This is a genomic window from Paradesertivirga mongoliensis (assembly GCF_024436395.1).
Lineage (GTDB): Bacteria > Bacteroidota > Bacteroidia > Sphingobacteriales > Sphingobacteriaceae > Paradesertivirga > Paradesertivirga mongoliensis.
Window position 1 is genome coordinate 1151231 of record NZ_JAFMZO010000002.1, and the last position, 25362, is coordinate 1176592.

Consider the following 25362-nt stretch of genomic DNA (forward strand, 5'->3'; position numbering starts at 1 on the left):
GTTATTGGATTGGTATCCCTAATTAGAGTGTTGTTAGAAATTAAATGTCAGATTCATCCCGAAAGTCCTTGTAGATGGCATTTGGCCCATTTCTACTCCAGGCAATAATGTTGAGCCGTTCAGCGCTGCTGTTTCCGGATCGAACATGGGGAACTTTGTAATCATGGCTAAGTCACGTCCATATACCGCAAGCTTGGCATTGTTCACCTTAATTTTCGTGGTCAGGCTTTTCGGAAGCGCATATTCAAAGCGCAACTCTCTTAGCTTCAAAAAAGATGCGTCGAATGAGTTAGACTCCACATTAGCCCTGCGATAGTAATCAGCGTAGTAGTTCCCTACCGGAACCTTTTTTGTATTCGGAGAGTAACTTCCATCAGCGTTTTTCACCACTCCGTCTCCAATGATAAACCCATCTTCTCTCCCCGGCAGGGTGCTTTTCAGCTTGCCCTGTTCGGCCATTTTATGATGCGTCTGTGAATAAACCAATCCTCCATACTGTCCATCCAGCAAAAAGCTAAATCTGAAATTCTTATAAGCAAACTCGTTTTGAATACCGCCTTTCCAATCGGCATACGCTTCGCCAATGTACTGGATCTCCGCAGGGCGTGCAGGAAAACCATCTGTAGTATATACGATCTGGCCCTCAGGCGATCTCACAAAGTTAAACCCGTAAATAGCGCCTGTAGATCCGCCTACTCTTGCCTGTATTGTGGCATTACCACCATAGCCGATGTCCTGGCTTTCGGTCATGCCTTCTGCAAGTTTTAACACCTTGTTTTTATTTTTCGCCCAGGTAAGAGTGGTGTTCCAGCTAAAGGCATCAGACTTTATTGGACTACCTCTCAATACCAATTCAATGCCCTGATTTCTTACCGTGCCCGCATTCAGTACTGCCCGGGTAAAACCGGTTGAGGGCTCTAGTGGAACCTCAAGAATCTGATTTTCGGTGGTGTTACTATAAAGCGTTAGGTCCATCCCGAAACGGTTCTTGAAGAGATTATATTCCAAACCACCTTCGTAGCTTGTGGTGATTTCAGGCTTAAAGTCGGCGTTAAAAAGCGTGGTAGGCGCCACCGCTGAACTAGGAAAGTTACTCACTGAATAATACTTGCTGGTTCTGTACGGCTCGGTATCATTTCCTACCTGCGCGGCTGACAGCCGTAACTTTGCATAAGAAATCGCATCAGGAAGTTGAAACATCTCGTTCAGAATAAAGCTGGAGCTGATGGATGGATAAAAGAATGAGTTATTCTGTACCGGCAGCGCGCTGGACCAGTCATTTCTTCCTGTAACGTCCACAAACACCTGGCTTTTATAGCCAAAAGAGGCAATTGCGTACAGACTGTTTACTTTCTTGTTACCATAAACAGTGTTGGACAGAGGAAGACTCACGCCATTCGAAAGTTTGTAGACTCCAGGAGTGACCAGACCATCAACAGACCTGCCTAATTCTCTTGAACGCTGGTTTCTTAAGTTGCCTCCAAGTGAAGCACTCAGATTAATTGAAGAACTCAAATCATGCTTGAAATTTAATAACGCGTCTGTATTAATTTCGTAGTCGTATAAGTTCTGCTGTTTGTAATATCCACGCTGAAAGTTGGCGGTATTATATGGCCTTCTGGTATCACGTTCTTCGGTCGACATGTCCAGGCTCGAACGCAGCAACAGGTTCAGTTTTTTAGAAAATTCATACGTTGCCGAAATATTCCCAACAGTGCTATAACTGTCTACGGCGTTCGTCATTTCATGTGCAATTAAAAAAGGATTATCGATAAATGAGCTGAACGGATGTATTTGCTCTACCTGCTCGGCACCCCTCTTCCATCTGTCCTGATACCAGGCTAAATCCACGTTAGGGTTTTGGAAGATCATGAAATAGGATATCGTCTGGTTATTATATCCGGTTGCAGGAAGGTTATCACTGTTCTTATTAGTGAAGTTGACCTTCGAATTCAGCTTTAACTTATCAGACACGGTGTAGTTGAGGCTCAATGCCGCTGTCAAACGTTCATAACCTGTATTCGGCATGATCCACTGGTTTTTGGAGTGTGTAACCGATGCCCGCGCCGAAGCTTTCTCACTTCCGCCCTCAACGGCTACACTATTTGTAATGGTGGAGCCAGTTCTGAAAAAGCCTTTTACGTTGTTCTCGTATGGCCTCCATAAAGTGCGCTCCGTACCTGCGCCTTGTAAGGCCGGATTGTATTGATAATACATTTGTCCATTGAATTTGGGACCGAATGCACTGCTCGTTCCATGAGTCGCTGCCCCGTCGGCAGTTATACCATAAGAGTAATATTTCTGACCGGCAGGTAAAAGGTTTTCGTTTGGCCCCATCGTTCCCTGCCCGTACTCGTGCTGAAAGTCGGGCCATTTCAACACATCATTGAAACTCACATTAGAGTTTACTGAAATACCTATTCCATTATTTTTCCTGGAACCAGATTTTGTTGTGATAATCAATGCACCGTTTGCCGCACGGCTTCCATAAAGAGCTGTAGCACTTGCTCCCTTAAGAACGTTGATGCTTTCAATATCATCAGGATTTATATCCGCGATGCCATTACCGAAATCTATGGGAGCATCGTTTCCTGAACCGGCCCCATAAGCGTTAGTAACGCCAGCGCTTGTCATGCCGCTGTTCATTGGAACTCCATCCAAAACTATTAAGGCAAAGTTTCCGTCGGGGTTTAAAGAAGTATTTCCTCTTAGCGTTACCCGGGTAGAATTTAATGGGCCCGACCCTGGCGAGATGAGTGTTAACCCAGCTACCTTGCCAGAGAGTGCGCCAACCCAGTTGTTAGAGCGTGCATCGTTTAGTTGCTCTGAAGTAATATTCTGAGTTGCATAGCCAAGGGATTTTTGCTCGCGTTTAATGCCCAGAGCTGTTGTTACTACTACTTCTTTAAGAGCCTGCGCATCTTCAGAGAGTTTAACGTTGATTAAATTACTCCCCGAGTATTTTATGGTAGCGGTCTTAAAGCCCAGATACCTAAACTCGATAACATCATTCGTGCTGAAGTTCTTGTCAACAGATAAACGATACCTGCCGTTTTCGTCACTGGCTGTGGAAATTGCTGTACCTTTTAATAAGACCGTAACACCTGCAAGGGGCTGGTCGTTCTCATCGGTAACAATACCAGAAACAGAATTTTGCTGCGCAAATACGGATGCCAGCGAGAAAAACAATAAACATACACACAGTATGCTTCGCTTTAAAGAATTAAGATATAACATCAGATTTTAATTTTAAACCGATGCGAAACTATGCCGCCAGTATTACTGAAATACTAATGCTGTATTAAGATTTCCGGGAAATTGGGGATGGTTTTTTAAGCTTTTGTTAAGTTACCTGAGCTATCTTCCTGACGGAAGTGCATATCAGCAGCAATCCTTTATCTAAACTTAAAGCCCGGATAATTTTATGGTGACACACCAAACTTAGGTTTGTCAAAAAAACGCATAATGAAACATTTTGTACAAAGCAAACTTGGAGCTATCACCTTAACAGCTATTACAGCAGCAGCTATTATTACTGCTTGTCAGAAGGAGAACAAAGGAGGCCACCGACAAGGAACTGTTACACTTAAAGATTATTCGGTAACGCCGTCTCTTGTTAAATCACTCGCAGGTTTTGAGGGCTTGCAAATATACCCCCTGATAAGCAGCGACGATAAACTGGAAGGCTCTCCAGACTTTGTTTATGGCGCACAACCCGATGGAGCCGGAATTTTAAAGGATCCGAATAGCGATGGGTATGTCATGATCAACAATCACGAGATCTTGTTCTCGGTATCCAGAGTATATCTGGATAAAAACCTGAAGCCATTAAAAGGAGAATATATTGTCGACGCAAAAGGCGGAGGCATGCGACTGTGTTCGGCAACCATGGTAACCGCCCAGGAACACGGCTTCGGACCCTTATTTTTAACTGCCGGCGAATCGGGTGCTGAATCAATGATTCACCAGATCGATCCCTTTGGTTCTGTAAATCTTAAAACGACAAATCGTACTATCCCTGCTCTGGGAAAATGTATTGCAGAAAATGCTGTTCCACTTCCTAAAAATGCGTATCCCGGTAAAACAGCAATCTTTATTGGCGAGGACGATAGCAATGGCCAAATCAACCTGTATGTGTCCAATACTGTTGGCGACCTCACAAATGGCAACTTATACATGATGCGCCGCACTAACCTAAATTCTGTTGAAACGGATATGGCTGTTAATACCGGCTACGATGTAGAATTTGTTGAATATGATAATGTAAGCACCAGCACCGGAGCTCAGCTTGCTGCACAAACCGTGACCAAGGGTGCATTGCAGCTGGCACGTGTAGAAGACTTAGACTACGGTAAAGGAAGTACCGAAGCCAACAGAACGTTATATTTTGTTTCTACCGGAGTGAGTCAGGCCGACAAAATAACCCCCGTAGAAGGAAAAACCATGTGGGGCAGAGTTTACAAACTGGAACTCGATGCCAATAACATCCTGAAAGGTAAACTAACCCCCTTAATGGATGGAGAAGTTGATCCGGGAAATCATATTGTAAATCCCGATAACATTTGTGTAACTAAAAATTACCTGTACATCCAGGAAGACGGGGATTCTTATTACAAAAACAACAAGCACGACGGAAGAATCTGGCAGTACAACATCGCTACAAAAGCAATGAAACCTATGCTCGAAATGAATCATCGCCGCACAGATGCTATTTTCAACGCAAAATACAATCCTAATAATTCTACCAATTTAAGTTCATGGGAATATGGTGCGATGTACGATATATCTGATCTGATCGGCAAACCAAACACATTTGTGGTAAATATTCACCCACACACCTGGACAGATGATAAATTTGCTAATGCCGACGGTAGTGGAATAACTACTAATAAAGAAGGTGGGCAAACAGTTATCATCACCGGAGTCGATAAATAATTTTCACCTAAACTTCTTCTGGCCTTCCGCTAGCGCGGAAGGCTTTTTTGTTTTAAATTTGATGATAAGATTACGTCTGATACTAATTCTATCTTTCCTGGGCATACTAACCTATTGCTCGGTAGCGACCCAGTCTGCTACCAGCAAGGTAAAAGATCTTCTCAACCAGCAATTTACGGAGCTTGAATCGATTACCGCCGACACGCTGTTTAAGCTGGCACGGCACGGAAATGCAACTGACTTAAAGAAGGCTTTTATTAATACTCGGCTGGCGTATAAAAAATTGGAATGGTTTACAGAATATTACGCTCCCGGAGCCAGCAGACTCCTGAACGGTCCTCCGCTGCCCGAAATCGAAATCGAGGAAACCAAAGCGTTTGAACCCGGAGGCCTGCAGGTAATCGAAGAGTATATATTTCCTTTTGAGGAAGCTAACAGGCCCCATCTGATGCGGGAGATAAAAGCTTTTCAATCTAAGCTTAAGCGAGCGCGTTCTGTTTTAGAAGATACTGAATTTACGGATGCACACATTCTCGACGCCTGTAAACTGCAGATTTTCCGCATCAACGCCCTGGGCATAACAGGTTTCGATACTCCGCTGTCTAAAACCGGCCTGATCGAAGCAAAAGCCTCACTAAACGCAATGCTGTCTATCGTCAGGATTTTTGGTGATAACGACAAAATAGAAAACTTAATAGTTGCTGCCGGCAGGTACATTGATAAAAACCCAGATTTTGATAGCTTTAACAGGATGGAATTCCTTACCCGGTTTTCAAATCCTCTAACTGTTGAGTTAAAACGATGGGAAAAACAATTGAATGTAGAACCGCTTAAAACTGAGCTTGCAATCTATACCAGAAGCGAAACCTTATTTGATCCGAATCTTTTCAATCCCAACTTCTTTGCAGAAAATAGCGAAGCATCCTACACCAGCCAAAAGGCATTGCTGGGGAAGCAATTATTCTCAGACCCGGTGCTGTCCGGAAGTGTCCGCAGTTGTCAAAGTTGTCATAAACCAGAGCTCGCATTTACGGATGGCCTTGCCAAAAGCCCTGCCATTATACCAGGAACATTTGTAAAGCGTAATGCGCCAACGCTGTACTATGCGGGTTTGCAACAAGCTCAGTTTTATGATATGCGAGCCCCATCCCTGGAAAACCAGGCCATGGATGTAATCGCTAATAAAGACGAGATGCATGCTTCAGTTGAAGATGCGGCAAAGCGATTGAACAGTCATCAGGAATACCGAAAAAAATTTAAATCCGCTTTCCCAACTATGGAAGCTGAAATTAAACCAAGGTATGTGATGATTGCCCTCGCCACTTACCTGCGGTCTCTGGCTCCGTTTAACTCCCGGTTTGACAAATACATGCGCGGCGACTCTACCCAAATGAATGCTAAAGAAGTTGCCGGATTTAACCTGTTTATGGGTAAAGGAAAATGTGGAAGTTGCCACTTTATGCCATTATTTAATGGAACCGCCCCACCGGCATTTACAAATACAGAAGCTGAAGTATTGGGTGTTCCTGCAACACCCAATGGCCGACTAATTGATGCTGACCAGGGAAGGTATGCACACAATAAAATTGACGAGCTTAAATTCTCTTTCAAAACTCCAACGGTTCGTAATGTGGGAAAAACCGCCCCTTATATGCATAATGGTGCCTTCAGCACTTTGGAGGAAGTAATGGAATTTTACAATAATGGCGGCGGCGCAGGCCTGGGCTTTGAGCTGGAGAATCAGACACTATCTACAGATAAGCTTAATTTATCCAAAAAAGAGCAAGAAGCTATTATTGCTTTTCTAAACACACTGACGGATATGTAACAGCAGCAAGGCAACCAGTTGAAAATCTGCGATCGCTGTTAGGTAAAGGCTCAGCATGTCAAACTTAGCCTATAGCAATTATTTTTGCACAGCCTCCATATTTCAGGGGGTTAATTACCGCGTCTGTAATAGGTGTACCCATTTGAATCCCCAAAGAAAGGATTAGCGTGCGATCTGGTTGCGCTGAAAAGTTATTCAGTTCAACCGAGAGCTCGGTGGCGCTAAATAACTGCGTGGCATGATACCAACCGCTATAAGTGCAGCACCCCTCTATATTTTCAATTAGATATCCTCTGCTGGTATATAAAGCATCTGCCACAGATCCCAGATTAATCACAAAACGGAACATAGGAGCTTGCCGGTTAAGTACCAGATTCACTCCGGGCATTAATTCGGGAAGCTGAACATCGGCCTTACCCGCGTGGGCATCAATGCGTGCCTTGAGGGGATGCCTGATAATACTTTCAAAGGCGATATTCCTGTTTAAGCTAAATCCGTTCAGGAGGTGTTTGTGACGGGATAAATAAATATTGCGTTCCCCACGGAGACTTTCGGAGTCAAGCAATTGGATTGTTTTTGAGAAGGAATTTAGTACGGGCGTAAAGTTGTAATCCGCCATCGGCACCATGGGAAGCATGGATCGGCGAATCGCTCCACCCATCTTGCCGCAGCCGCTGAACTCAGTAAAGTTTTGACGCGTAAGCTTGAAATTATCCGCTTTATAAATTTTCTTTTTGCTTGCCCCGCCTTTCGTCCGAATAACAGTATCTTTAATGCCAGGAAGTTTGTAGCCGGTGACATTTCCCATGCTACCGGTAAATTCAAAGTCGCCTTTTAAGAAAGCCATAGATATAATGAATAGGTTGAAAATACTAAAATATAAATAAATTAACCTAAAGTCAATATATTATTACTCTATCTCTCTAAAATATACTGTTGATATACTTAAACGGTACTTCAAGGATGCTTTAAGGATACTTTAAAGTCCTTTCTGTCTCGCTCCGTATCAGTGCCGTATCACTGCGAAACTGCCTTCATCCTTCATCTATTTCCTAATTTCTCTTCTTAAAATAGCATTGATTCGGTTTACTATAACCTGAGGTTTTACAGGCTTTACTATATAATCGTCTGCTCCTGAATCGAGCGCTTTGACCTCCGACTGCTCATCATTACGTGCAGTAAGGAAGATGATAAATGTATTTCTAAAATCGACCATATTTCGCAGGATGCTACATGCTTCTAAACCTCCCATCACCGGCATCATCAAATCCATTATAATTAAATGAGGGCGAAATTGAATAGCCGCGAAAATTCCGTCCTGGCCGTTAGCCGCAGTATCAACCGAATAGCCTACTTTCTTTAGACAATGCGAAAGCAAATCTCTGATATCGGGTTCATCATCGACAATAAGAATTTTCTGAGTTACAGATGCCATAGTCAGGGCTAATGTAGAGCTCATAATGATGAAAGGGGTTAAGCAATTATTATGATTGTAATAAATGCCGGATAGCCTTATATCAGGTCTACGGCCTCAATCTTTCCATAAAATCGTGAGCGATGAATGTCTATTTTGTGTTGTTCAGAAAGGATTCAATATCCCTCCAATCATAAAAATGAAAAACTTTACCATTGCTCATGGCTACAAACATTCCCTTGGGAAACTTAACTCCCAAACTTAAATTGCTTACATCCGAACCGTCGCTTTCCAGGGTTGAAAAAGGTATTTCTTTTACTAGCTTGTGAGCATGCGGATTGTCTTTTTCTCCCTCGCGCTTATAAACCATAAAGCTATTCATTTGCTGGTTTGACACCAGGATGTATCCGGTACTGTCGGAAGTATGATAAATGGAAATGCCCTCGTGATCCTCTTTAAAGTCCTTATCCCCAAACAGGGCCAATTGGTTGTTATCCCGCTTGTCCGGATCAGCCTGATACTTACGGATTCCAACTCCTTCGTCCGAATAATAAACAAAACCCATGGAGTTATCGACCGCTATGGCTTCTATTTCGTTTGTTTCACTATACGAGCCAAATTTTCTTACAAGCCTGGCACTAACCATTCCGTTTGGGTTTCCAATGAGTTCGTACTGCCATAGGTAATCTTCTTTCGGTCCTGATTTGCGTCCCACAATTGCGAAGATTTTTTTATCCGAAGGCCGGGTATAAAGCGCTACCCCCATCGGACCACGTTCTGTTTCATCGGTAAATACTTCAATGCCTACACCATCTATGGGCACCAAACCAGGCATTGAGAAAATTCTAAGCTTATTGTTTTCCCTTTCTGTAGTTACTGCAATAGCCGTAGGTTGATTATTTATCATCATTCCGTAGGCGATGTCAACATTGTTCGGCCTTTTTAAAGGGATCGATTTCTTTATCACCTTGCCGGTCAGATCGTAGAGATACAAGGCCCCGTCACTGTCTTTATCAGTTCCAACAACAAGGCTTTTTGTTGCATCTTCAGGATTTATCCAAATAGCAGGATCATCTGTATCATGAGAAGCGACCTCGGTTATAACTACTGGTTTTAAGGCATTTTCGGCAACAGGAGCAAAATTGCCCTGGCAAGAGAGGGTACAGAGTGGTAAAAAAAGAAGGTATATATTGTTTCGCATTTTTAACATGTAAACCCGGCTGGCGAAGGCCAGACCGGGAAATTAAATTATAAGGATTATTTGGTGATTTCTTTGTCTTGTTTCAACGCTTTCAATTGAGCTTTGTCAACATCCTTCATCATAGTAAACTGGTCGTATATTTTACCATCAGAACTTACCCATTTTAAATTGAGTCTATTTCCCTGAACTTCCAGTATCACAACACCGCCCACCTCATTGTTTGAATAAAACATTGCATTATGGGGATAGGTTGCTTTTTTACCACCCAGGGCACCTGCAGATCCGCTAACAACATAAACTGTTCCCTTATTGTCTTTCGAACTTTTCATGTAGGGAGCTGAGTTCTTGCTTCCATCACTCAGTGCTGTTGAAGAATTTAACTCATGCTTTTTCGGATCAAAATCTGCTTCCATGCCGTAGTAGCCTTTAATAAGTTTGGTGCGCTCGTATACGTGGCTATGGCCGCAAAGAACAAGATCTACGCCGTACTCTTCGATCGTTTTCAGGAAGTTTTCCCTGATTTTAACCAGAAGAGATTCTTTGTCCGAATCATGCGAGCCCATGGTATAGGGAGGATGGTGCCAATACGCAACAACCCATTTACTCTTATTTGCTTGCAGATCTTTCTTTACCCATTCCACTTGCTCGCCCATTTCTTCATACATGCGCAAGCCTTTATTATCCGGACCATAAGAATCTAGCGAAAGGAAGTGTACGTTGCCAATGTCATATGAGTAATATGACTCCGTGCCCGACGGGACACCTCCTGCCTCCCCTTTAGTAGGCATACTGAAGTTCTGATAGTAGGCCATTTTATTTTGGTCAGCTGCCGAGGCTGAATGGAAATCGTGATAATCATGATTGCCTGGTGCTGGATATAATGGATATTTCTTTAACAGATCGTCTTTGTAGATATTAAAAAATTTGGCCTGATACTCTGCATCGGTACCATCAGAGTAGGCATTATCGCCCATCAATATCCAGGCATTTAAATGATTATCGCCCAGATATTTCAGCACCTGATCCCTCACAATCCGCTGGTTTATCGAGTTGTTGCCGCAATCGCCAAAACCCGCAATTCTTATAAACTGCTCGCTGTCTTTCTCTGGTAAAGTGTAAAAAAAGTTGTCGGCGTCGCCCTGCAGGGTTGTATCTGCCAGGTTACCTATGGTGTAATAGTATTTGGTGAAAGGTTTGAGTCCCGTAAGGTTAATAATATGCTCGTTAACCAGGGTTGAATCATCAGTTCTCATGTTCAGGTTATCACTACTCAGCCCGTATTTCACCCTGCTTCTATCGTAAACGCCGGTGCGCCATCTTATGGTCATGCTGGTAGGAGTTGCCATTTGAAGATATGGGCCACGGATTAAATCTGCCTGTATTCCCATTAGCGGTCGTCTGACTTTTTTTACCGGCTTGACTGCAGCATCTTGAGCCGACAAAACAAAGGGGCAGACTAAAAGAAAAAATAAGATTCTAAATGATTGCATATAAGTTAATTTTTAATGTTCGTAGGAGAATCGGTTAACGATTCGATGAAAGAGATAAGATTGTTGATTTCAGTTTCTGATAAGTTTAGTGGAGTTGCAGCCAGTGTTTGCGCAGGGACGTCCAGGCCTATACCCTTGCCACCGCCGAGGTTATAAAACTCTACTACTTTAGCAAGCGAACTGAATGAGCCGTTGTGCATATAGGGCGCTGTTTTGGCAGAGTTGCGGACCGTTGGTGTTTTAAAGGCCCGTTCGTAATATCTAATCTGATAGAGGTTGTACCGGCCCAGATCGTCGCCCAGAAGCGGGGTTTTAAAATCTGAATTCTTTGGTGTGCCCAGCACTTCTACCTCAGAAACATCGTACAGAGGTGGCAACAAGGAATTGAAATACGGAGGAAAATGACATGTGCCACATTGTGCCTTCCCCATAAACAAATTAAATCCTTTTACCTGATCGGCATCCATAGCCTCAACCTGCCCTGCCAGGTATTTGTCGAAAGCCGAATTCATTGGATTCAAGTCATTAACGAAAGCTGCTATAGCCGAGGTAATCTCGTCCATTCCCATAGTCTCTGGGTTTTTTCCAGGAAAAGAGGCTGTCACCAGATCGCTGTAAGCATTGTTCGAAAAGACCTTTTCGTTCAATTTTCCAGTAGAGCCGTTCATTTCTAAGGGATTTAAAATAACCTCGTGAATCTGGCTTGTTAAATCGCCTGCGCCTCCATCCCAGAACTGCATATGTTGCCGTCCGGCATAAAAAAGCGTGGGCGTATTTCGCTTTAGTACTGAATCTTGATTGATAGATCTACTTATTGCTAAAAGGTCTGCGAAATAGTTCTCAGGCTGGTGGCAGGATGCACAGCTAACTGATGAATTACCTGAAAGCGATTTATCGAAAAACAGCTTGCTACCAAAAGCAATCAGTGCCTTTTGATCCGACTTGTTCAAAGTACCGGGTTGTAAATTCTTTATTGCATCAGGACTGTAAATGTGCTCCGCGTCATAGTTTAAAAATACCGTAGTATTAATCTCCAGTTTTTGCTGTTTAAGAAAAACCCCGAAATGCTTTTGAAGCGGCAGCGCATATTTGGTAATATATTCCATACGGTTAAACGAATCGAAGTCAGGATTTTTCCTCAGGTATTCCAATGATCCTTTCAGTAAACCCTTGATTGATTCTGCCTCGGTGGAGGGGAGTTGGAGATAAGGTCCCAAAACCCGGGACAATGCTTCCGTTGTCTCTGCAATTTCAATAATCCCGGTTTTTAACAAAGGGGCATCATAGCCAGAGATAGACAGCACCGACATTCTCAGCAACTGCAGCCTGATGCTTTCGAGAACCTGCATATCATTCACCTCGAAATCATACAACAAGTCTGGCAAAATCTTAGCTGAAGAAAACAATGCTTCTGTGTGAGCAAGCAACAAGCCTTTATTTGCCTCTACATCTTCCCCAAAAAGCAGCGACTCCATTTGCTGTAATCCCATCGGCTCAACCAATTCAAGTGTTGGTTCTTCTACTTCAAACTTTGGAGCAGCATTATAAAAGCGCGTTTCACTTGGAAAAAAATAGGAAGTAAAGAACTCTATTCGCTTGTATGTTAACCGGCATGCTATCAAAGCAAGCCGGGCCTTTTTTATACTGACACTATCTGTACTTATCTCCTTAACGGCCTTATCGAGATCTTCGAGCGTTGCGGCAAATGATAATGCCTCGTGCTTGTAGAACGCTATGGTTGCATCAACGCCGATAAAGCTTTTACGCTCGCTAAAGCTAAAAGACACCAGGACGAACCCCAGAACAATAGAAAGTATGAGCAGCTTAGTTTGCACGCCGAGACTAATACTTAGGAATTGTATTCAGGTGCAGCCTTTCGGTCGTAGCCGGAACTCTTTCCGTAAATTTATTAGGGCCGTTGCCCGACTTTTTCAAGTCGAAAGCGTCGTATAATTCACCGGTAACGGTATAGGCTTCGAAACTTAATTGGTCACCATCTATTTTCACTACCTGAAACAGCTGTGTATTTTCTGCTTTACGTTCCAGATTTGCATCATAGTTGTTCCACAAGTCCTTCTTAAAATTGTACATCTTCCCACCACTTACGCTAACTACATACACTGTTCCTGCATTCGGATCAAGTTTATTTATCCCCGCAAGGAAATTTTTAGTAACCGAACCAGCTTGCCCCCTTGCGTAGGTATGGTCGTGCCCCTGCAATACCAGATCTACTTTGTATTTATCAAAAATCGGCTTCCAAAGTTCGCGCAACTCTTTATTATCACGCTCGTTAGCTGTAGAAAAGATGGGATGGTGAAACGTGAGGATGGTCCATTTATTCGGATTGTTTTTCAATACTGATTCCAGCCAAACTGCCTGTTCCTGCTGACTGCTGTTGGAATTTAAGCCAATTATTCTTGCTCCCTGGTAATCGAAATAATATGCCGTTTCTGATTGCCCTTTCGGTCCGTTTTCGGGAAGAGTAAACTGTGGCTTCCATTGTACAGACAGGCTACGGGTTCTGCTAACCGAATCTTCTTTAGTTTTGAAATTGTATTCATGATTTCCCGGAACCGGTACACTTGGCAACATACCATGCAGCCAGCCTCCCGCGGTAAACCATTCGTGCCATTGACGTTCGCTGTGCGCTGTGGAAACCAAATCGCCGGCATGCACAATAAACCTTGCATCTGGCGCTTTACCGAAACCAGCTCTGATTAACCTCGACCAAAGCTCAAGGATGTAATTTTGAGCATCACCTACATATAAAAAGGAGAAGGGCTCTGGTTTCTTACTTGCGGTACGAAACTGAAACCACTCACTCCAGTGTGTACCATCGCCAACTCTATAAGCATAAATTGTATCAGGCAAGAGCCCTTCAAAAGTTACAGAATGGTAGTTAGCACTCAATTCTGCTTCTCTTACATTACCTGCATCCATTGTTTCAGTTTTTGCCTGCACGTCTTTGGCGGTTTTTCTCAGTCTCGGAGCCGCATGCGCTATAGTAATTTGAGCTACCGCGTTTTTTATAGAAGTATTTGTTCGCCATGTTACACTTTGAGTAGTTGTTGGATCTCCAGAAAAAGTCAGGATGATGTGGTCGGGCTGCTCGGTGGGTTTGCTCCAGGAGGATGGAAATACTGGATTATCCGGATATGAATTCTGGCTTACGGCTACATTGATATTAAATAGAAACAATAAGCTAAAAAATAGTTGTGGTACGTATCTCATGATGATTATAAAATAGCAAAAGCTCTGTTGAGAGCTTTTGCTGTAAAGGCATTTATATTTAAAAACTCATTGACATGCCCAGGAAGAAACTTCTTCCTGTTAAATCGTGCCTATCATAACGGCTGGCTCTACCCTGATAAGCCTGTTCAGCTTCATTGGTTAGGTTACGAACCTGTGCTGTTATTCTGTAATGCTTTTTGAAAGAGTAGCTTCCAGATAGATCATAAGTAGTACGGGGAGCTTCGTAACGATCAAACTCGCTGACAGAAATCCCGGATTTCAGCTCTTCTTCGTAATCCGCGGGATTAGCGACACTAGTTAGATACTTACTGCGATGGCTGGTTGCCAAACGCAATTCGTATCCCTTTTTTTGATAATACAATGCTGCGTTGTAGACATTATTAGCCTGACGGAACATTGGAATATCATCGGTACGATTAAAATTAGACAGGTTTACTTTAGATTCTATCAATGCAAAGTTTGCGCCGATACCCAAACCGTTAAACACACCGGGCAGAAAGGTTAATGGTTGATCGTATGAAACCTCCAAACCAAGGAGATTAGCGTTACCCGCATTCAGATCCTGAGAAAATGTTAGTTCTTCATAATATTTCCCCTCGTAGAACATCGCTTTTGACGGGGTTTCAATTTCGTATATTGGATTTTTTATCCTTTTATAGAATCCACCAATAGCGATCATTCCTCCTTTAGAAAAATATCGCTCGAGAGATATGTCAAAATTACTGGAATAATAAGGTTTTAGTCCAGGATTAGCTAGAGTAACATCTCCTTCGTAGTGCGTCTGGTCGGGAAAGTTGATATCGTTTTCATCCTCCTCATCCAGTGCGGCATAATTATACTGGGTAGTGGCTGAGAGTTGTGAATAATCAGGACGTCCGATGGTATTTGTCCATGCTGCACGCGCTATGAAATTGGGTGTTATATTTGCTTTCAACTGCAATGAGGGCAAGAAATTAGTATACGAATTGGTTAAGCGTGCGTTTTTAACTAATAAGGCGTTCTCCACTTCGCTTTCTTCCTCATCTACAATCACTTCAGCATTGTTCGATTCGGTGCTTGTCCGCTCTACTCTCAATCCTCCAATCGCGGTTATTTTTTTGAAATTCATTACCCCCATAACATACCCGGCACTTACGGTTTCACTGTTATTCAAGTCGTTTTCATAAGCCCTAATGGCGGTCTCAAGTTTATCCCGTACTATTTTGCTTTCATTATTTGTATTAGCAGGATTGTATGCAAAATCCTTGAATTTATTTACGTTACCATGAACAAAGGGCATTGCTCCACCTTGAGCCGGGGCCGATGTTGGAAAATAGAAGGGCGTCAAAGAGTAAGCATCTTCATTTGCGATGTTAACGTCTCCGTATTTTAAATCGTAAGCATCTGTAGCACGATCAACCACCTTCGACCGGTCGCGGTATCGCCCTCCAAATTTCAAGTATGCAGGTATCGAGCCCAGATTGAAATCGTATTTAAGATCGGCACTAAATTCGTAGACGTCTTCCAATACGGTTCCAGTTGTAAAGTTGAGGTTCCTTAACTTATATATTTCAGGGTTACTTGCAAACTCAGGGTTCTCTGGAGTAATCTCAAAGAAAAAGGGTTGAGTATTGTACTTCAACGATAACTGAGGCTCTGTGCTTTTTGGGTTTTCGAAGGTACCGTCGAAATTATCCAACAAGGTTTTTGCTCTCGAATAAGTACCGTATACATCAGTTGATAAGCGTCCAAACCTATTTCTTGTTCCCAGAGTGTAATTATAAAGATTCTCGGTTTCATCGCTATAAGCCTGATCTAATTCTCCAGAGCCTTTGGCGAAGCGACCGCTTGTTGCCGTTTGATCAAGTGGTTGTGCACCGCTTATTTGCATAGTTAATTCAAATTCTGAGTTCTTTGCAATTTCGTTGGTACGGGTATAAAGGGTTTTTAAGTAAACCGAGTTGTTAAGTGTAGGCCTGAATTCAAAATCGGCCGATATCCCCATCCTGTCACGTTCATTACCTTCAATCTGCAGCTCAATTTCATTCGGGTAAAAATACTTATTGTATTCCCATCCATCGGGATCTAAAACTGATGCGCTAAAGTCTCTTCTAAAATAATTTGCAGATATTACGGCGCCAAATTGTTCTTTAGCGCCAAACTTTTTACCTGCTGTAACAGCCCCTCTAAACGGCGTTTTAATCTTATCAAAGCCAGATAAGTTAACTTGCTGTACCTGGTGAAGTCCATCTAGAGAAGCAATAAAAAATGGCTTCGGTTTTGAAAAGGCCGACAGGGTATTAATATTTATACTACCACCTATTGCGTTTCCTTCCATATCGGGGGTAGTTGATTTAACAATTTCAATACTTGAAATGATCTCAGTAGGTAATAGATCCAAGGCTGTGGCCCTGCTGTTGGTAGTCGAAGCCAATGTGGTATTGTTTAAAGTAACGTTATTGAGCGATGGTTGAATACCGCGGATGGATACGAACTGGCCTTCGCCGCGGTCTGTTTCGATAGATACCCCGGATACTCGCTGAGTTGCTTCGGCAACGTTTATATCAGGTAATTTCCCTGCCTCGTTAGCAGTAATAACTTCTTTAATATTTAATGCCTGCTTTTTCTGATTAATACTTTGTATCTGACTTCTTCTGAGGCCGGTGATAGTAACTTGCCCTAAATTCGTTGAACTCGATTCAAGAGCGATACTTAATTGCCCGGTTGTTTCACTAATCTCAACAGCTTTTGTCTTATAGCCAATGTATGATATTAACAAGGTTTGATTTCCAGCGGGTAGTTTAGCGAACCTGAACCGACCTTCCACATCAGTGATAGCTTTAAATGAAGTTCCTTTCAAAGCTAAACTAACCCCAACAAGGCTTTCACCGGTTTGCTCATCAGTTACTTTACCCCAGAGAGCGGCTATCGCTTCAATAGATTGACCATCGCTAATCTTCGGTGCCGGTTTTGTCTGCGAATTAATCTGGGCTCCTGCACTGGCCGAGATAAACACTACCAGCGGTAGTAACGATTTTCTGAATACGTTTGATAGTCGGTCTAAACGTTTGTAAATTTTTCTCATGATTAATTTCTTTACGACTGATTTTGCTTGAGCTGTTGCTCTTTAATTTAATTTCGACAAAGGTTACATAGAAAAATAAAGGAGCAAACTCCCGGGCGTAGCAGAAGGGCTACAAGGCCTCTAAACACGTATACAAATGATCTACAAAGCTTTAAAACCACAAATAACTAACTGATTATAAACCACTTACAGCTTTACGTTTAGCCATTAAGTTTGTATTACCAATTCATTAAAAAATACGCTAAATACTTAATGAATCAATAAAAGGACTACCCATTTAGTATTAAGTTGAAAACCGGAGTCAACGCAGGCGGAACAGTAAGGATTAATCCGGCCGAACCGGCAATGATATAGCTTTTTGATGATCAGGGAAGTTTAACGCGCGGTTGCGGACACTCAGCCATTCATGTGATTAAGGACACCGTCGAAACACGAATCGCTGTTCTAAAAGTAAGATCATTTGAGGCGATTAGTGTATCAGAAAGACTGGGGGCTTTGGGTTTTTAAATACCTTGAATAAAACTGTGCAAGCTGGCCTCCTCATGCAGCTGAAGTTTCTTTCTGATGCGATAACGGGTTGTTCGCAAGCTGTCGGGTGAAACCCCAAGCATAGTGGCAATATCCGGTGAACTCAGATTCATTTTTAATAGTGCCAGAAACCTCAGGTCGGTAGCTGTTAATGATGAGGAGTGTTTGTTTAATTTTTCAAAGAAATCCCGATGAACATTCTCGAAGACCACCCGAAAATCCTCCCACTTAGTGTCCAGATTGCTGCTGGAGTTGATCAGGCCAATCACCTGCTTCAATTCCTTTCTTTGATCTCTTTTATCATCTTTAACTAATTTCGCAATTTCATTCTTCAGATCTTCAAGAAACTGATTTTTCTGAATGATATGCAAAGTATGACTTGTTAGCTCCCTGCTTTTTAATTCCAGCTCATCCTTTAAACTTTCCTGAAGTAAATGTTTATTATGTAGTTCGAGTTGCATGGACTTTTGTTCCGACTGGTGGATTCTTCTCTCATTATCCATTTTTAAGCGCTGCCTGCTTATCACGGAAAAACCTAAGAACCCACCGAGTATGCTTATAGCTGTCATAGACATGGATAAAATCCTGTCTCTATCCCGCTCATTTTCTAATATCGATATCTCATTATCTTTTTGCTGGAACTCAAAGAGTGTTTGCAGGAGGTAAAGCTGTTCATTATTCTCCTGGTTGAATATTTTAGCATATGAAGATCGCGCCTTTTCACTGTAATGGTAAGCACTATCGTATTTGCCGAGGCTGCTATAGGTTTTGGCTAAATCGCGATGGGCGCTACTTAGCTCACGCACATCATGTATTTTAAAAGCTTGTTGTTCTGCACTTTTACTATAGGTTAATGCACTCCTGAAATTACCGGTTTTTCGATGTATGTCGCCGATATTGTTTAGCAAGCCAGCGTCTGCTGCGACGCCTTTTTTTGCATATAATTTTTGAGCCGACAAATAGTTTTCTAACGCCTGGTTAAAGTCGCCCAGATCTTCGTAAATCTTGCCCATCTTTTCATAACCGTCTATGGTCTCCTTTCCAGGCTGAACCTTTTTAAATTCGTCCAGAGCCTTTTTGAAAAAATGGGAAGAACTATCAGGAATACCCTGTCTTAGATAGGCAGTCCCGATGGAAGAATAGCTATCCGCAATACCATTCTTATCTTCAAGCTGTTTAAAAATGTTCAGTGATTGCTTAAAATTCTTTAGTGCCAGAGTGTATCGTTGACTTTTAAAGTGGATATTGCCTATCCGGTTTTGAGTTTTAGCCAGATTAGACAGGTCCCTTTCCTGCCCGAATAACTTATAAGCTTTAAGATAGTACTCCAGAGCCTGCACAATTGCGCCTTCATTGAAAAGGATTTCAGCCATTTGCATATAGAACACCCCTGCATGCTTGAGATCTTTTACTGCCAGAGAACTATCCAGCTTTGCCTTAATTACTACAAATATGGAGTCTGCCCCGGACTTGGCTTGATGGCCAGCAAGATCATTCAACTGCCCGGCAGATCCATCCTTAGGAAACAAAAGAAAGATAATAAAAAGAAGTCGCGGGATAGATTGAAACAGATCGGTCAACCCCGTATACATATCAAACATTGATAAACCATCATATGCGATAAAGGTACCGCTTGAATGTTACGGGAAATTTAAGAGTTTGTATAGTTAAAGTGTTGCATAGTCATCGTGCCTTTCAGACTTTAACGCCGAATGGATTAAGTCCTGCTTAAACTTCTTTTTATCTTTCAAATTCAAACTGCCGCCGCTCGAGTACCCGTTCTGCATTCCAAATAAAATATTTAACAATAACATAATACTTCTTAACCACGCTTGCGCGGGGGGCTTTATAAATTTGCAGAAAAAACGAGGTTAACTCAATATCCTTATCACACGCTTAACATTTGTATGAAAAAATTCAGTTTCCAGCAACAGGTATTAGCAGGGTTTACAATTACACTGGCATTTGTTTTTTCTGTTGGAATCATCTCTTACATCCGCATAGATGAGATGGAAAAAGACAATATTTCTGTGGACCAGGCGCAGGAAGTTATAAAGCTTTCTAACGTGATTCTGTTTAGCATTAGCCGCGCCGAAAGCAGCTGCCGGGCATATATCACCACCGGCGACAGGAGATATTTTGATCTGTATAACGAATCTCTCAGTAAAATCATGCCCTCTATAGACAGGCTTAAATCTTTGGTTGCTGATGAAGGATTGCAGGCCGAACGCGCCGAAACGATCAAGACTCATGCTTCACACAAACTTTTCGCTTTAAGCAAAATTTTATGGGCTTATAACCGCGGCGGCACAGATGAAGCAAAACAGGAAATTATTGCAGACAGTACCATGGTGGATGTAGAGAACAGCGTCAGCAGCTTTAAGCTTTCCGAAGAAATCCTGTTAAGTGAAAGAAGATCTACCAGTAAGCAGAACGCCCGGCACACATTAATGTTCCTTGGCGTTGCGATAGCCATCATTTTATCTCTGGTGTATATACTATTCCGCTATATAAAAAGAACATTCATTCGTCAGAAATTAATTGAAGACCGGACAAATCTGGCCAACATCAAACTTCAAAATCTATTTGAAACTACTCAGGTACAGGCAGAAGAGCTGGAATCTCAGCAAGCGGAACTGGTTGAGATAAATAAGGCACTGTTATTTCAAAAAGAGCAGGAAAAGCAGGCCCGAGAGGAAGCTGATAAAGCCAACCAAGCCAAGAGTGCCTTTCTTGCCACTATGAGCCACGAGATCAGAACGCCTATGAATGGTGTTCTTGGAATGACATCCTTACTATCAGAAACGATTCTCAGCAAGGAGCAGCAGGAATATTTAGAGGTTATTCACACCAGCGGAGAAAACCTGTTAACTGTTATTAATGATATTCTTGACTTTTCGAAAATTGAGTCGGGAAGCCTTGAACTTGATCCCCATAATTTCGAGTTACGCAGTTGTGTCGAGGATGTCATGGATCTTTTCTCGGTGAAAGCTGCAGAGAAAGGCCTCGACCTTATTTATCAAATAGATCCTCAAATCCCTGTACAGCTTGTGGCCGACGGAATGAGGCTACGTCAGGTTTTGATAAACCTCATCGCAAACGCAACTAAGTTTACTGATAAGGGCGAGATCTTTGTGTCCATAAAGTTGATCAAACGCGAATCGGACGGGCGCCTTACAATCGCTTTCGAGGTGAAAGACAGCGGAATTGGTATTGCCCAGGATAAGATATCGAAGTTGTTTAAAGCTTTTTCGCAAGTAGATTCATCTACTACCCGCAAGTATGGTGGCACGGGTCTGGGCCTTGTAATAAGCGAGCGTCTGGTTGATTTAATGGGTGGCGAAATCTCGGTAGAAAGTATTGAAGGCAGGGGAAGCTCGTTTAACTTTACGATTGAGGCGGAAACCGGTATTCGGGCTTCAACAATCGATGTAAATGTTGGTCTTCGGGACTGTGAGGGGAAAACGGTTTTAATTATAGATGATAACAAAACTAATCTTAGGATATTAAAAGCTCAATTGGAAAACTGGGGATTGAATGTATTAACTGCTCTTTCGGGACGAGAGGCTTTATTTGTATTAAATCACAATAGCAGGTTTGATCTGGTGATCACAGATATGCAAATGCCGGAGATGAGTGGTGCAGACCTGAGCAGGGAGATTAAGGCCATTTCACCCACCCTTCCTATAATATTATTAAGTTCCATAGGAGATGAAACAAAGAAAAAGTACCCCGAGCTGTTTTCATCTATTCTCACCAAGCCTGTAAAGCAAATGCAGCTTATGAAAGCTGTTCAGTCGGGCATCAAGAAAACCACGGAGAAATCAGCCAGCCCGGAGCCATCCAATAATCTGCTTGCGGAGGAATTTGCGATTCAACATCCTTTAGAAATTTTAATAGCCGAGGATAACCTCATCAATCAAAAGTTAATCCTAAAAATCTTAAGTAAACTTGGCTACCAGCCCGATCTGGCAAATCATGGCAAAGAAGCTCTTGAGAGACTGAACGAAAAGAATTACGAGGTCATCCTGATGGACATGCAAATGCCTGAACTTGACGGACTTGAAACAACAGAAATCATCCGCAGGACTTACCATAATCAACCCGTTATCATCGCCTTAACCGCCAATGCACTTCCGGAGGATAAGGAAAAATGTTTTAATGCTGGAATGGACGACTATTTGTGCAAGCCCATTAATTTAGAAGAACTCTTAAAATCGCTAAAAAAGGCTTCTGAACTTGCAAACGTTTAGGAGTGTGCAGATATGTAATCAGCGCTTTAGCGGAGACGGGCTTTCATTGATAATCTGCCCTGGGAGCTGGTGAACAGTCCCCTGCCAGCATCATTTAAGCGGAGCGGCGAAGTTGCTTTGCCACCAGGCTGACCTGGCGAATGGTAATGAAACGTAACAATTAATTAAGCCGTCTTTAAACTCTTTTGGAGATAGGCCTGAAAAAATTCGTTCTGTTCGGCCGATAGTTCATGGGCAGATTTACTCAGGGTGCTCTCGATTGCTTCAATACAGCTTTCCCGAAGTTCACTATCCGGGCTGCCATACTCCAATGTTAAATATGCCGACCATAATTTAACTAGATAACGGCCTTCTGTTAAGTATTGAGCAATAGGTTCATACAAATCGGCGGAAAAATACGTCCTGGCAATTTTTACTAAAGCTTTGTAGCCATCTTTGTTCCTGGACTGAGGATCGGCTGGTAAAATGCTCAGAAAATAATTTTCTTTACAGGTGTAAAAAAAAGAGGAGTTTTTAAATTGAGCTGCCATCGTATTTTTTTTGAGAACCACAAATTAAGAAAGTGAATATTAACTGAACATTATCTTTTCTTTCAATTTGGTGTACGATGAAGCAATTTCCTAATAAGAGCTTAACACTGACCTAATTCCTGTTAATTTCTTTTGTGCATCGGATAGAGTCAGGATTCGCGGACACAAGGTTAATCTGACATACCGGCTAAAAAACCGATTACTATTTTGAATCACAAGGCGGCTCTGAACCGACACAGGCTCCTTAAACTTAGATTTCGAAAAACAGAGGGGCATACGATGAAAATACTCTACGCAATACAAGGCACAGGTAACGGCCATTTAAGCCGTGCCATGGACATCATTCCGTGTTTACAGAAACATGGCCAGGTAGATATCCTGATCAGTGGAATCCAGGGCGACATAAAATTGTCCTTCCCAATTAAATATCAGCTTCGGGGAATGAGCTTCATCTTTGGAAAAAAGGGTGGCGTAAACCTATGGAAAACCCTTGCTAAAGCTCATCTAAGGAAATTTGTTAAAGACTACAATAGCCTGCCCGTTGAAGAATACAATCTGGTAATTAGTGATTTTGAGCCGGTATCAGCATGGGCATGCTATTTCAAAAACAAAGCATGTGTAGCTTTAAGTCATCAGGCTGCTGTGTTAAACAGTAACTACGCAATCCCCGACAGTGTAGATAGAATAGGTAAACTGATTTTAGAGCAATACGCCCCGGCCAGCTTTAAATATGGCTTCCACTTTTCGGGTGATAATGAAAACATTTATACCCCTGTGATCAGGCAACAGGTAAGGCAGCATCAAATTACCGATGAGGGACATTATACCGTTTACCTCCCCTCGTACGACGATAAGCTATTAATAAAGAGACTTTCTGTATTCCCGGATATAAAATGGCAGGTATTTTCGAAGCACAACTACAGAAAAACTGTTTATAGAAACATCACGATTCAACCGATAAATAATGAGAAATTCACTGAAAGCATGGCATCGTCATCAGGCGTGTTATGCGGGGCCGGCTTTGAAACACCAGCCGAAGCTCTATTTCTCAAGAAAAAGCTCCTGGTTATTCCGATGAAGAATCAATACGAGCAGCATCTAAACGCCGCTGCTTTAAAAGATTTAGGGGTACCAGTTATTAAAAGTTTAAAGCCGAAACACGAAGAAGCGTTGAATAACTGGCTGAATAATGGCGTTACTATACCCGTTAACTATCCAGATATTACCCAGGAGATCATCGACGAGATAGTAAAAAATCACGCGTCTACCGGCTATTGAAGTGATGGTCAATCTTTAAGTTGAGGCCAAATCAAACTGAAGGAATACTACTCAACGCTCTAAACAGCAAATTTATAACCAACTCCTTTCACAGTACTTATGTAGTCCTCGCCCAGCTTTTCTCTCACCTTACGGATGTGGACGTCGATCGTGCGATCTGTAATTACAGCAGTGTTATCCCAGATATTTTTTAAGATCAGCTCACGGGTAAATACTTTACCGGGCCTGGATGCAAGCAAATAAAGAAGCTCGAATTCTTTTTTTGCAAAAATTATCTTGTCGCCTCCTTTATGAACCAGGTAAGTTTCCCTGTCGATCTTCAGGTCTGATACTTCTATGGTTAGAGATTTTGGCTCCTCGGAAAGATTTCGTCGCTTTAGGATGGCGTTAATCCGGCTTATAAGTGCGAAGGGTTTGATAGGCTTTGAGATATAGTCGTCAGCTCCGGCACCAAACCCGGCCACTTCCGAATATTCTTCACCCCTGGCAGACAAGATCACCACATAGGTGTTTCTAAATTCACTCATTTTCTTTATAATGCCACACGCTTCAATTCCATCCATAACTGGCATCATGATATCCATTATAATCAGGCTGGGGCGGTGCTTGATAGCTTCAGCAATACCTTCTTCTCCATTTGATGCGGTATAAACCAAAAAATCTTCCTTCCTGAGGTAATACTCCAGAAGCTCCCTGATATCGGGCTCATCATCTACAATCAGGATCTTTTGCTTTCGAGAACTCATGTTGCGAAAGTATTATCGCAGAAGCAAGAAAAGATTAAGCCTGTATTAAGTTATTATCATCAGCAAGAAAAATGGAAGTCCATGAGGTTGTATTGGCACTAATGCATCCGTGTTATCCGGCACCCGAATACAATAAAGCAATCAGAAATTAACTTATAAGTTAAATAGAGGCTTTATACTTGAAAAAAAATTCTTCTATTGCTTATGAGAAAATTGTTACTACCAACTCTACTATTCTCTATAATTTTATCTACGTCTTGCAGAAAAGATCCGAAACCAGACCGGGCTTTCCCAGATTTACCCGAATACTCTGAAAGAGGAAACAATTCGGGAGGTGTTTATATCAATGGAAATGCATGGTTAACAAGAACACCTTTCGTATTCCAACCAGAACAAACGTTAGAAGTATATAGCTATCCTTCCGGAGATTCCATTATATTAATATTAAATGGCCGGTACAAGACTGATAGTTTACTGCTTGACGGGCCGCGAGAGATTTATTTCGTACTGAAAGGGGTCACTATTTCAAAAGACGAAGATCTAGTGAAATTAGATAAGCGATCATTTGCACTGGACGGCACTACTAATTATTGTGGTTTTTCTTCTTCTAATGCTGAAGTTAAGTATGGCAAGGGTACCGGTGTATTAACTATAGGTAATGTCAGGGTCTTACGTGATTCGAATTATGGCACTATAACAAACCCAATTCATCCTTACATTATTCCAGGGAAATTTGATATAGAATTCATACACACCGTTAAATATACTCTCGGTGAGGGCCGCTTCGATGGAATCGTCGATCGTGGTCCGGAAAGCTTTCTTATAGCACCTTAATATTATCCT

The 25362-nt window shown here is 42.2% G+C and carries 16 protein-coding genes; 5 read left to right on the forward strand and 11 right to left on the reverse strand.

The features are described 5' to 3' along the window. Nucleotides 1-33 precede the first annotated feature (33 nt). Nucleotides 34-3237: a SusC/RagA family TonB-linked outer membrane protein gene (locus J3P43_RS11025; protein ID WP_255902220.1), complete on the reverse strand. Its 3204-nt coding sequence runs from the start codon at nucleotides 3235-3237 to the stop codon at nucleotides 34-36. 228 nt (nucleotides 3238-3465) lie between these two features. On the opposite strand from J3P43_RS11025, the gene J3P43_RS11030 reads away from it, so the two are divergent. Beyond that, nucleotides 3466-4935, forward strand: coding sequence for a PhoX family protein (locus J3P43_RS11030; RefSeq protein WP_255902222.1), 1470 nt, complete (start codon nucleotides 3466-3468; stop codon nucleotides 4933-4935). A 61-nt stretch (nucleotides 4936-4996) separates the two neighbouring features. Further along, on the forward strand, nucleotides 4997-6763 hold the full coding sequence (locus J3P43_RS11035) for a cytochrome-c peroxidase (RefSeq protein WP_255902224.1): 1767 nt from the start codon (nucleotides 4997-4999) through the stop codon (nucleotides 6761-6763). Nucleotides 6764-6827: 64 nt separating this feature from the next. On the opposite strand, the gene J3P43_RS11040 is transcribed toward J3P43_RS11035, so the two are convergent. The 8 genes from J3P43_RS11040 to J3P43_RS11075 all read right to left on the reverse strand — a co-directional run bounded on the left by J3P43_RS11040 (nucleotide 6828) and on the right by J3P43_RS11075 (nucleotide 19304). Then, nucleotides 6828-7610 carry a hypothetical protein gene (locus tag J3P43_RS11040; protein WP_255902226.1) on the reverse strand — a complete coding sequence of 261 codons (783 nt, stop codon included), beginning with the start codon at nucleotides 7608-7610 and terminating at the stop codon, nucleotides 6828-6830. A 198-nt stretch (nucleotides 7611-7808) separates the two neighbouring features. Next, nucleotides 7809-8222 (reverse strand): response regulator transcription factor, encoded by a 414-nt coding sequence (locus J3P43_RS11045; protein WP_255902228.1) that lies wholly within the window; start codon nucleotides 8220-8222, stop codon nucleotides 7809-7811. 106 nt (nucleotides 8223-8328) lie between these two features. Then, entirely contained in the window at nucleotides 8329-9378 is a 1050-nt protein-coding gene (locus J3P43_RS11050) for a phytase (protein WP_255902230.1), read from the reverse strand. Nucleotides 9379-9434: 56 nt separating this feature from the next. Continuing rightward, nucleotides 9435-10868, reverse strand: a complete 1434-nt coding sequence (locus J3P43_RS11055) for a purple acid phosphatase family protein (protein WP_255902232.1) — start codon at nucleotides 10866-10868, stop codon at nucleotides 9435-9437. A 5-nt stretch (nucleotides 10869-10873) separates the two neighbouring features. Continuing rightward, on the reverse strand, nucleotides 10874-12703 hold the full coding sequence (locus J3P43_RS19700; protein WP_255902234.1) for a cytochrome-c peroxidase: 1830 nt from the start codon (nucleotides 12701-12703) through the stop codon (nucleotides 10874-10876). 7 nt (nucleotides 12704-12710) lie between these two features. Continuing rightward, a complete protein-coding gene (locus tag J3P43_RS11065) occupies nucleotides 12711-14099 on the reverse strand; it encodes a purple acid phosphatase family protein (protein ID WP_255902236.1) in 1389 nt (462 codons plus the stop codon). A gap of 58 nt (nucleotides 14100-14157) precedes the next feature. Then, nucleotides 14158-17184 carry a TonB-dependent receptor gene (locus J3P43_RS11070; protein WP_255902238.1) on the reverse strand — a complete coding sequence of 1009 codons (3027 nt, stop codon included), beginning with the start codon at nucleotides 17182-17184 and terminating at the stop codon, nucleotides 14158-14160. A gap of 503 nt (nucleotides 17185-17687) precedes the next feature. Then, on the reverse strand, nucleotides 17688-19304 hold the full coding sequence (locus J3P43_RS11075; RefSeq protein ID WP_255902240.1) for a tetratricopeptide repeat protein: 1617 nt from the start codon (nucleotides 19302-19304) through the stop codon (nucleotides 17688-17690). Between the two features lie 315 nt (nucleotides 19305-19619). Here J3P43_RS11075 and J3P43_RS11080 point away from each other — a divergent pair, with 315 nt between their 5' ends. Then, nucleotides 19620-21965, forward strand: coding sequence for a hybrid sensor histidine kinase/response regulator (locus J3P43_RS11080; protein WP_255902243.1), 2346 nt, complete (start codon nucleotides 19620-19622; stop codon nucleotides 21963-21965). A 164-nt stretch (nucleotides 21966-22129) separates the two neighbouring features. Here J3P43_RS11080 and J3P43_RS11085 read toward each other — a convergent pair whose 3' ends face one another. Then, complete coding sequence (locus J3P43_RS11085) at nucleotides 22130-22495, reverse strand: hypothetical protein (RefSeq protein ID WP_255902246.1); 366 nt, start codon at nucleotides 22493-22495, stop codon at nucleotides 22130-22132. A 279-nt stretch (nucleotides 22496-22774) separates the two neighbouring features. Here J3P43_RS11085 and J3P43_RS11090 point away from each other — a divergent pair, with 279 nt between their 5' ends. Continuing rightward, the gene (locus J3P43_RS11090; protein ID WP_255902248.1) at nucleotides 22775-23773 is read left to right on the forward strand and encodes a glycosyltransferase family protein; all 999 of its coding nucleotides are present in this window, start codon (nucleotides 22775-22777) and stop codon (nucleotides 23771-23773) included. Nucleotides 23774-23832: 59 nt separating this feature from the next. Here J3P43_RS11090 and J3P43_RS11095 read toward each other — a convergent pair whose 3' ends face one another. Further along, a complete protein-coding gene (locus J3P43_RS11095; RefSeq protein WP_255902250.1) occupies nucleotides 23833-24519 on the reverse strand; it encodes a response regulator transcription factor in 687 nt (228 codons plus the stop codon). A gap of 204 nt (nucleotides 24520-24723) precedes the next feature. Between J3P43_RS11095 and J3P43_RS11100 the strand changes: the two genes are divergently transcribed. Beyond that, a complete protein-coding gene (locus J3P43_RS11100; RefSeq protein WP_255902252.1) occupies nucleotides 24724-25353 on the forward strand; it encodes a hypothetical protein in 630 nt (209 codons plus the stop codon). The last annotated feature ends 9 nt before the right edge of the window (nucleotides 25354-25362 follow it).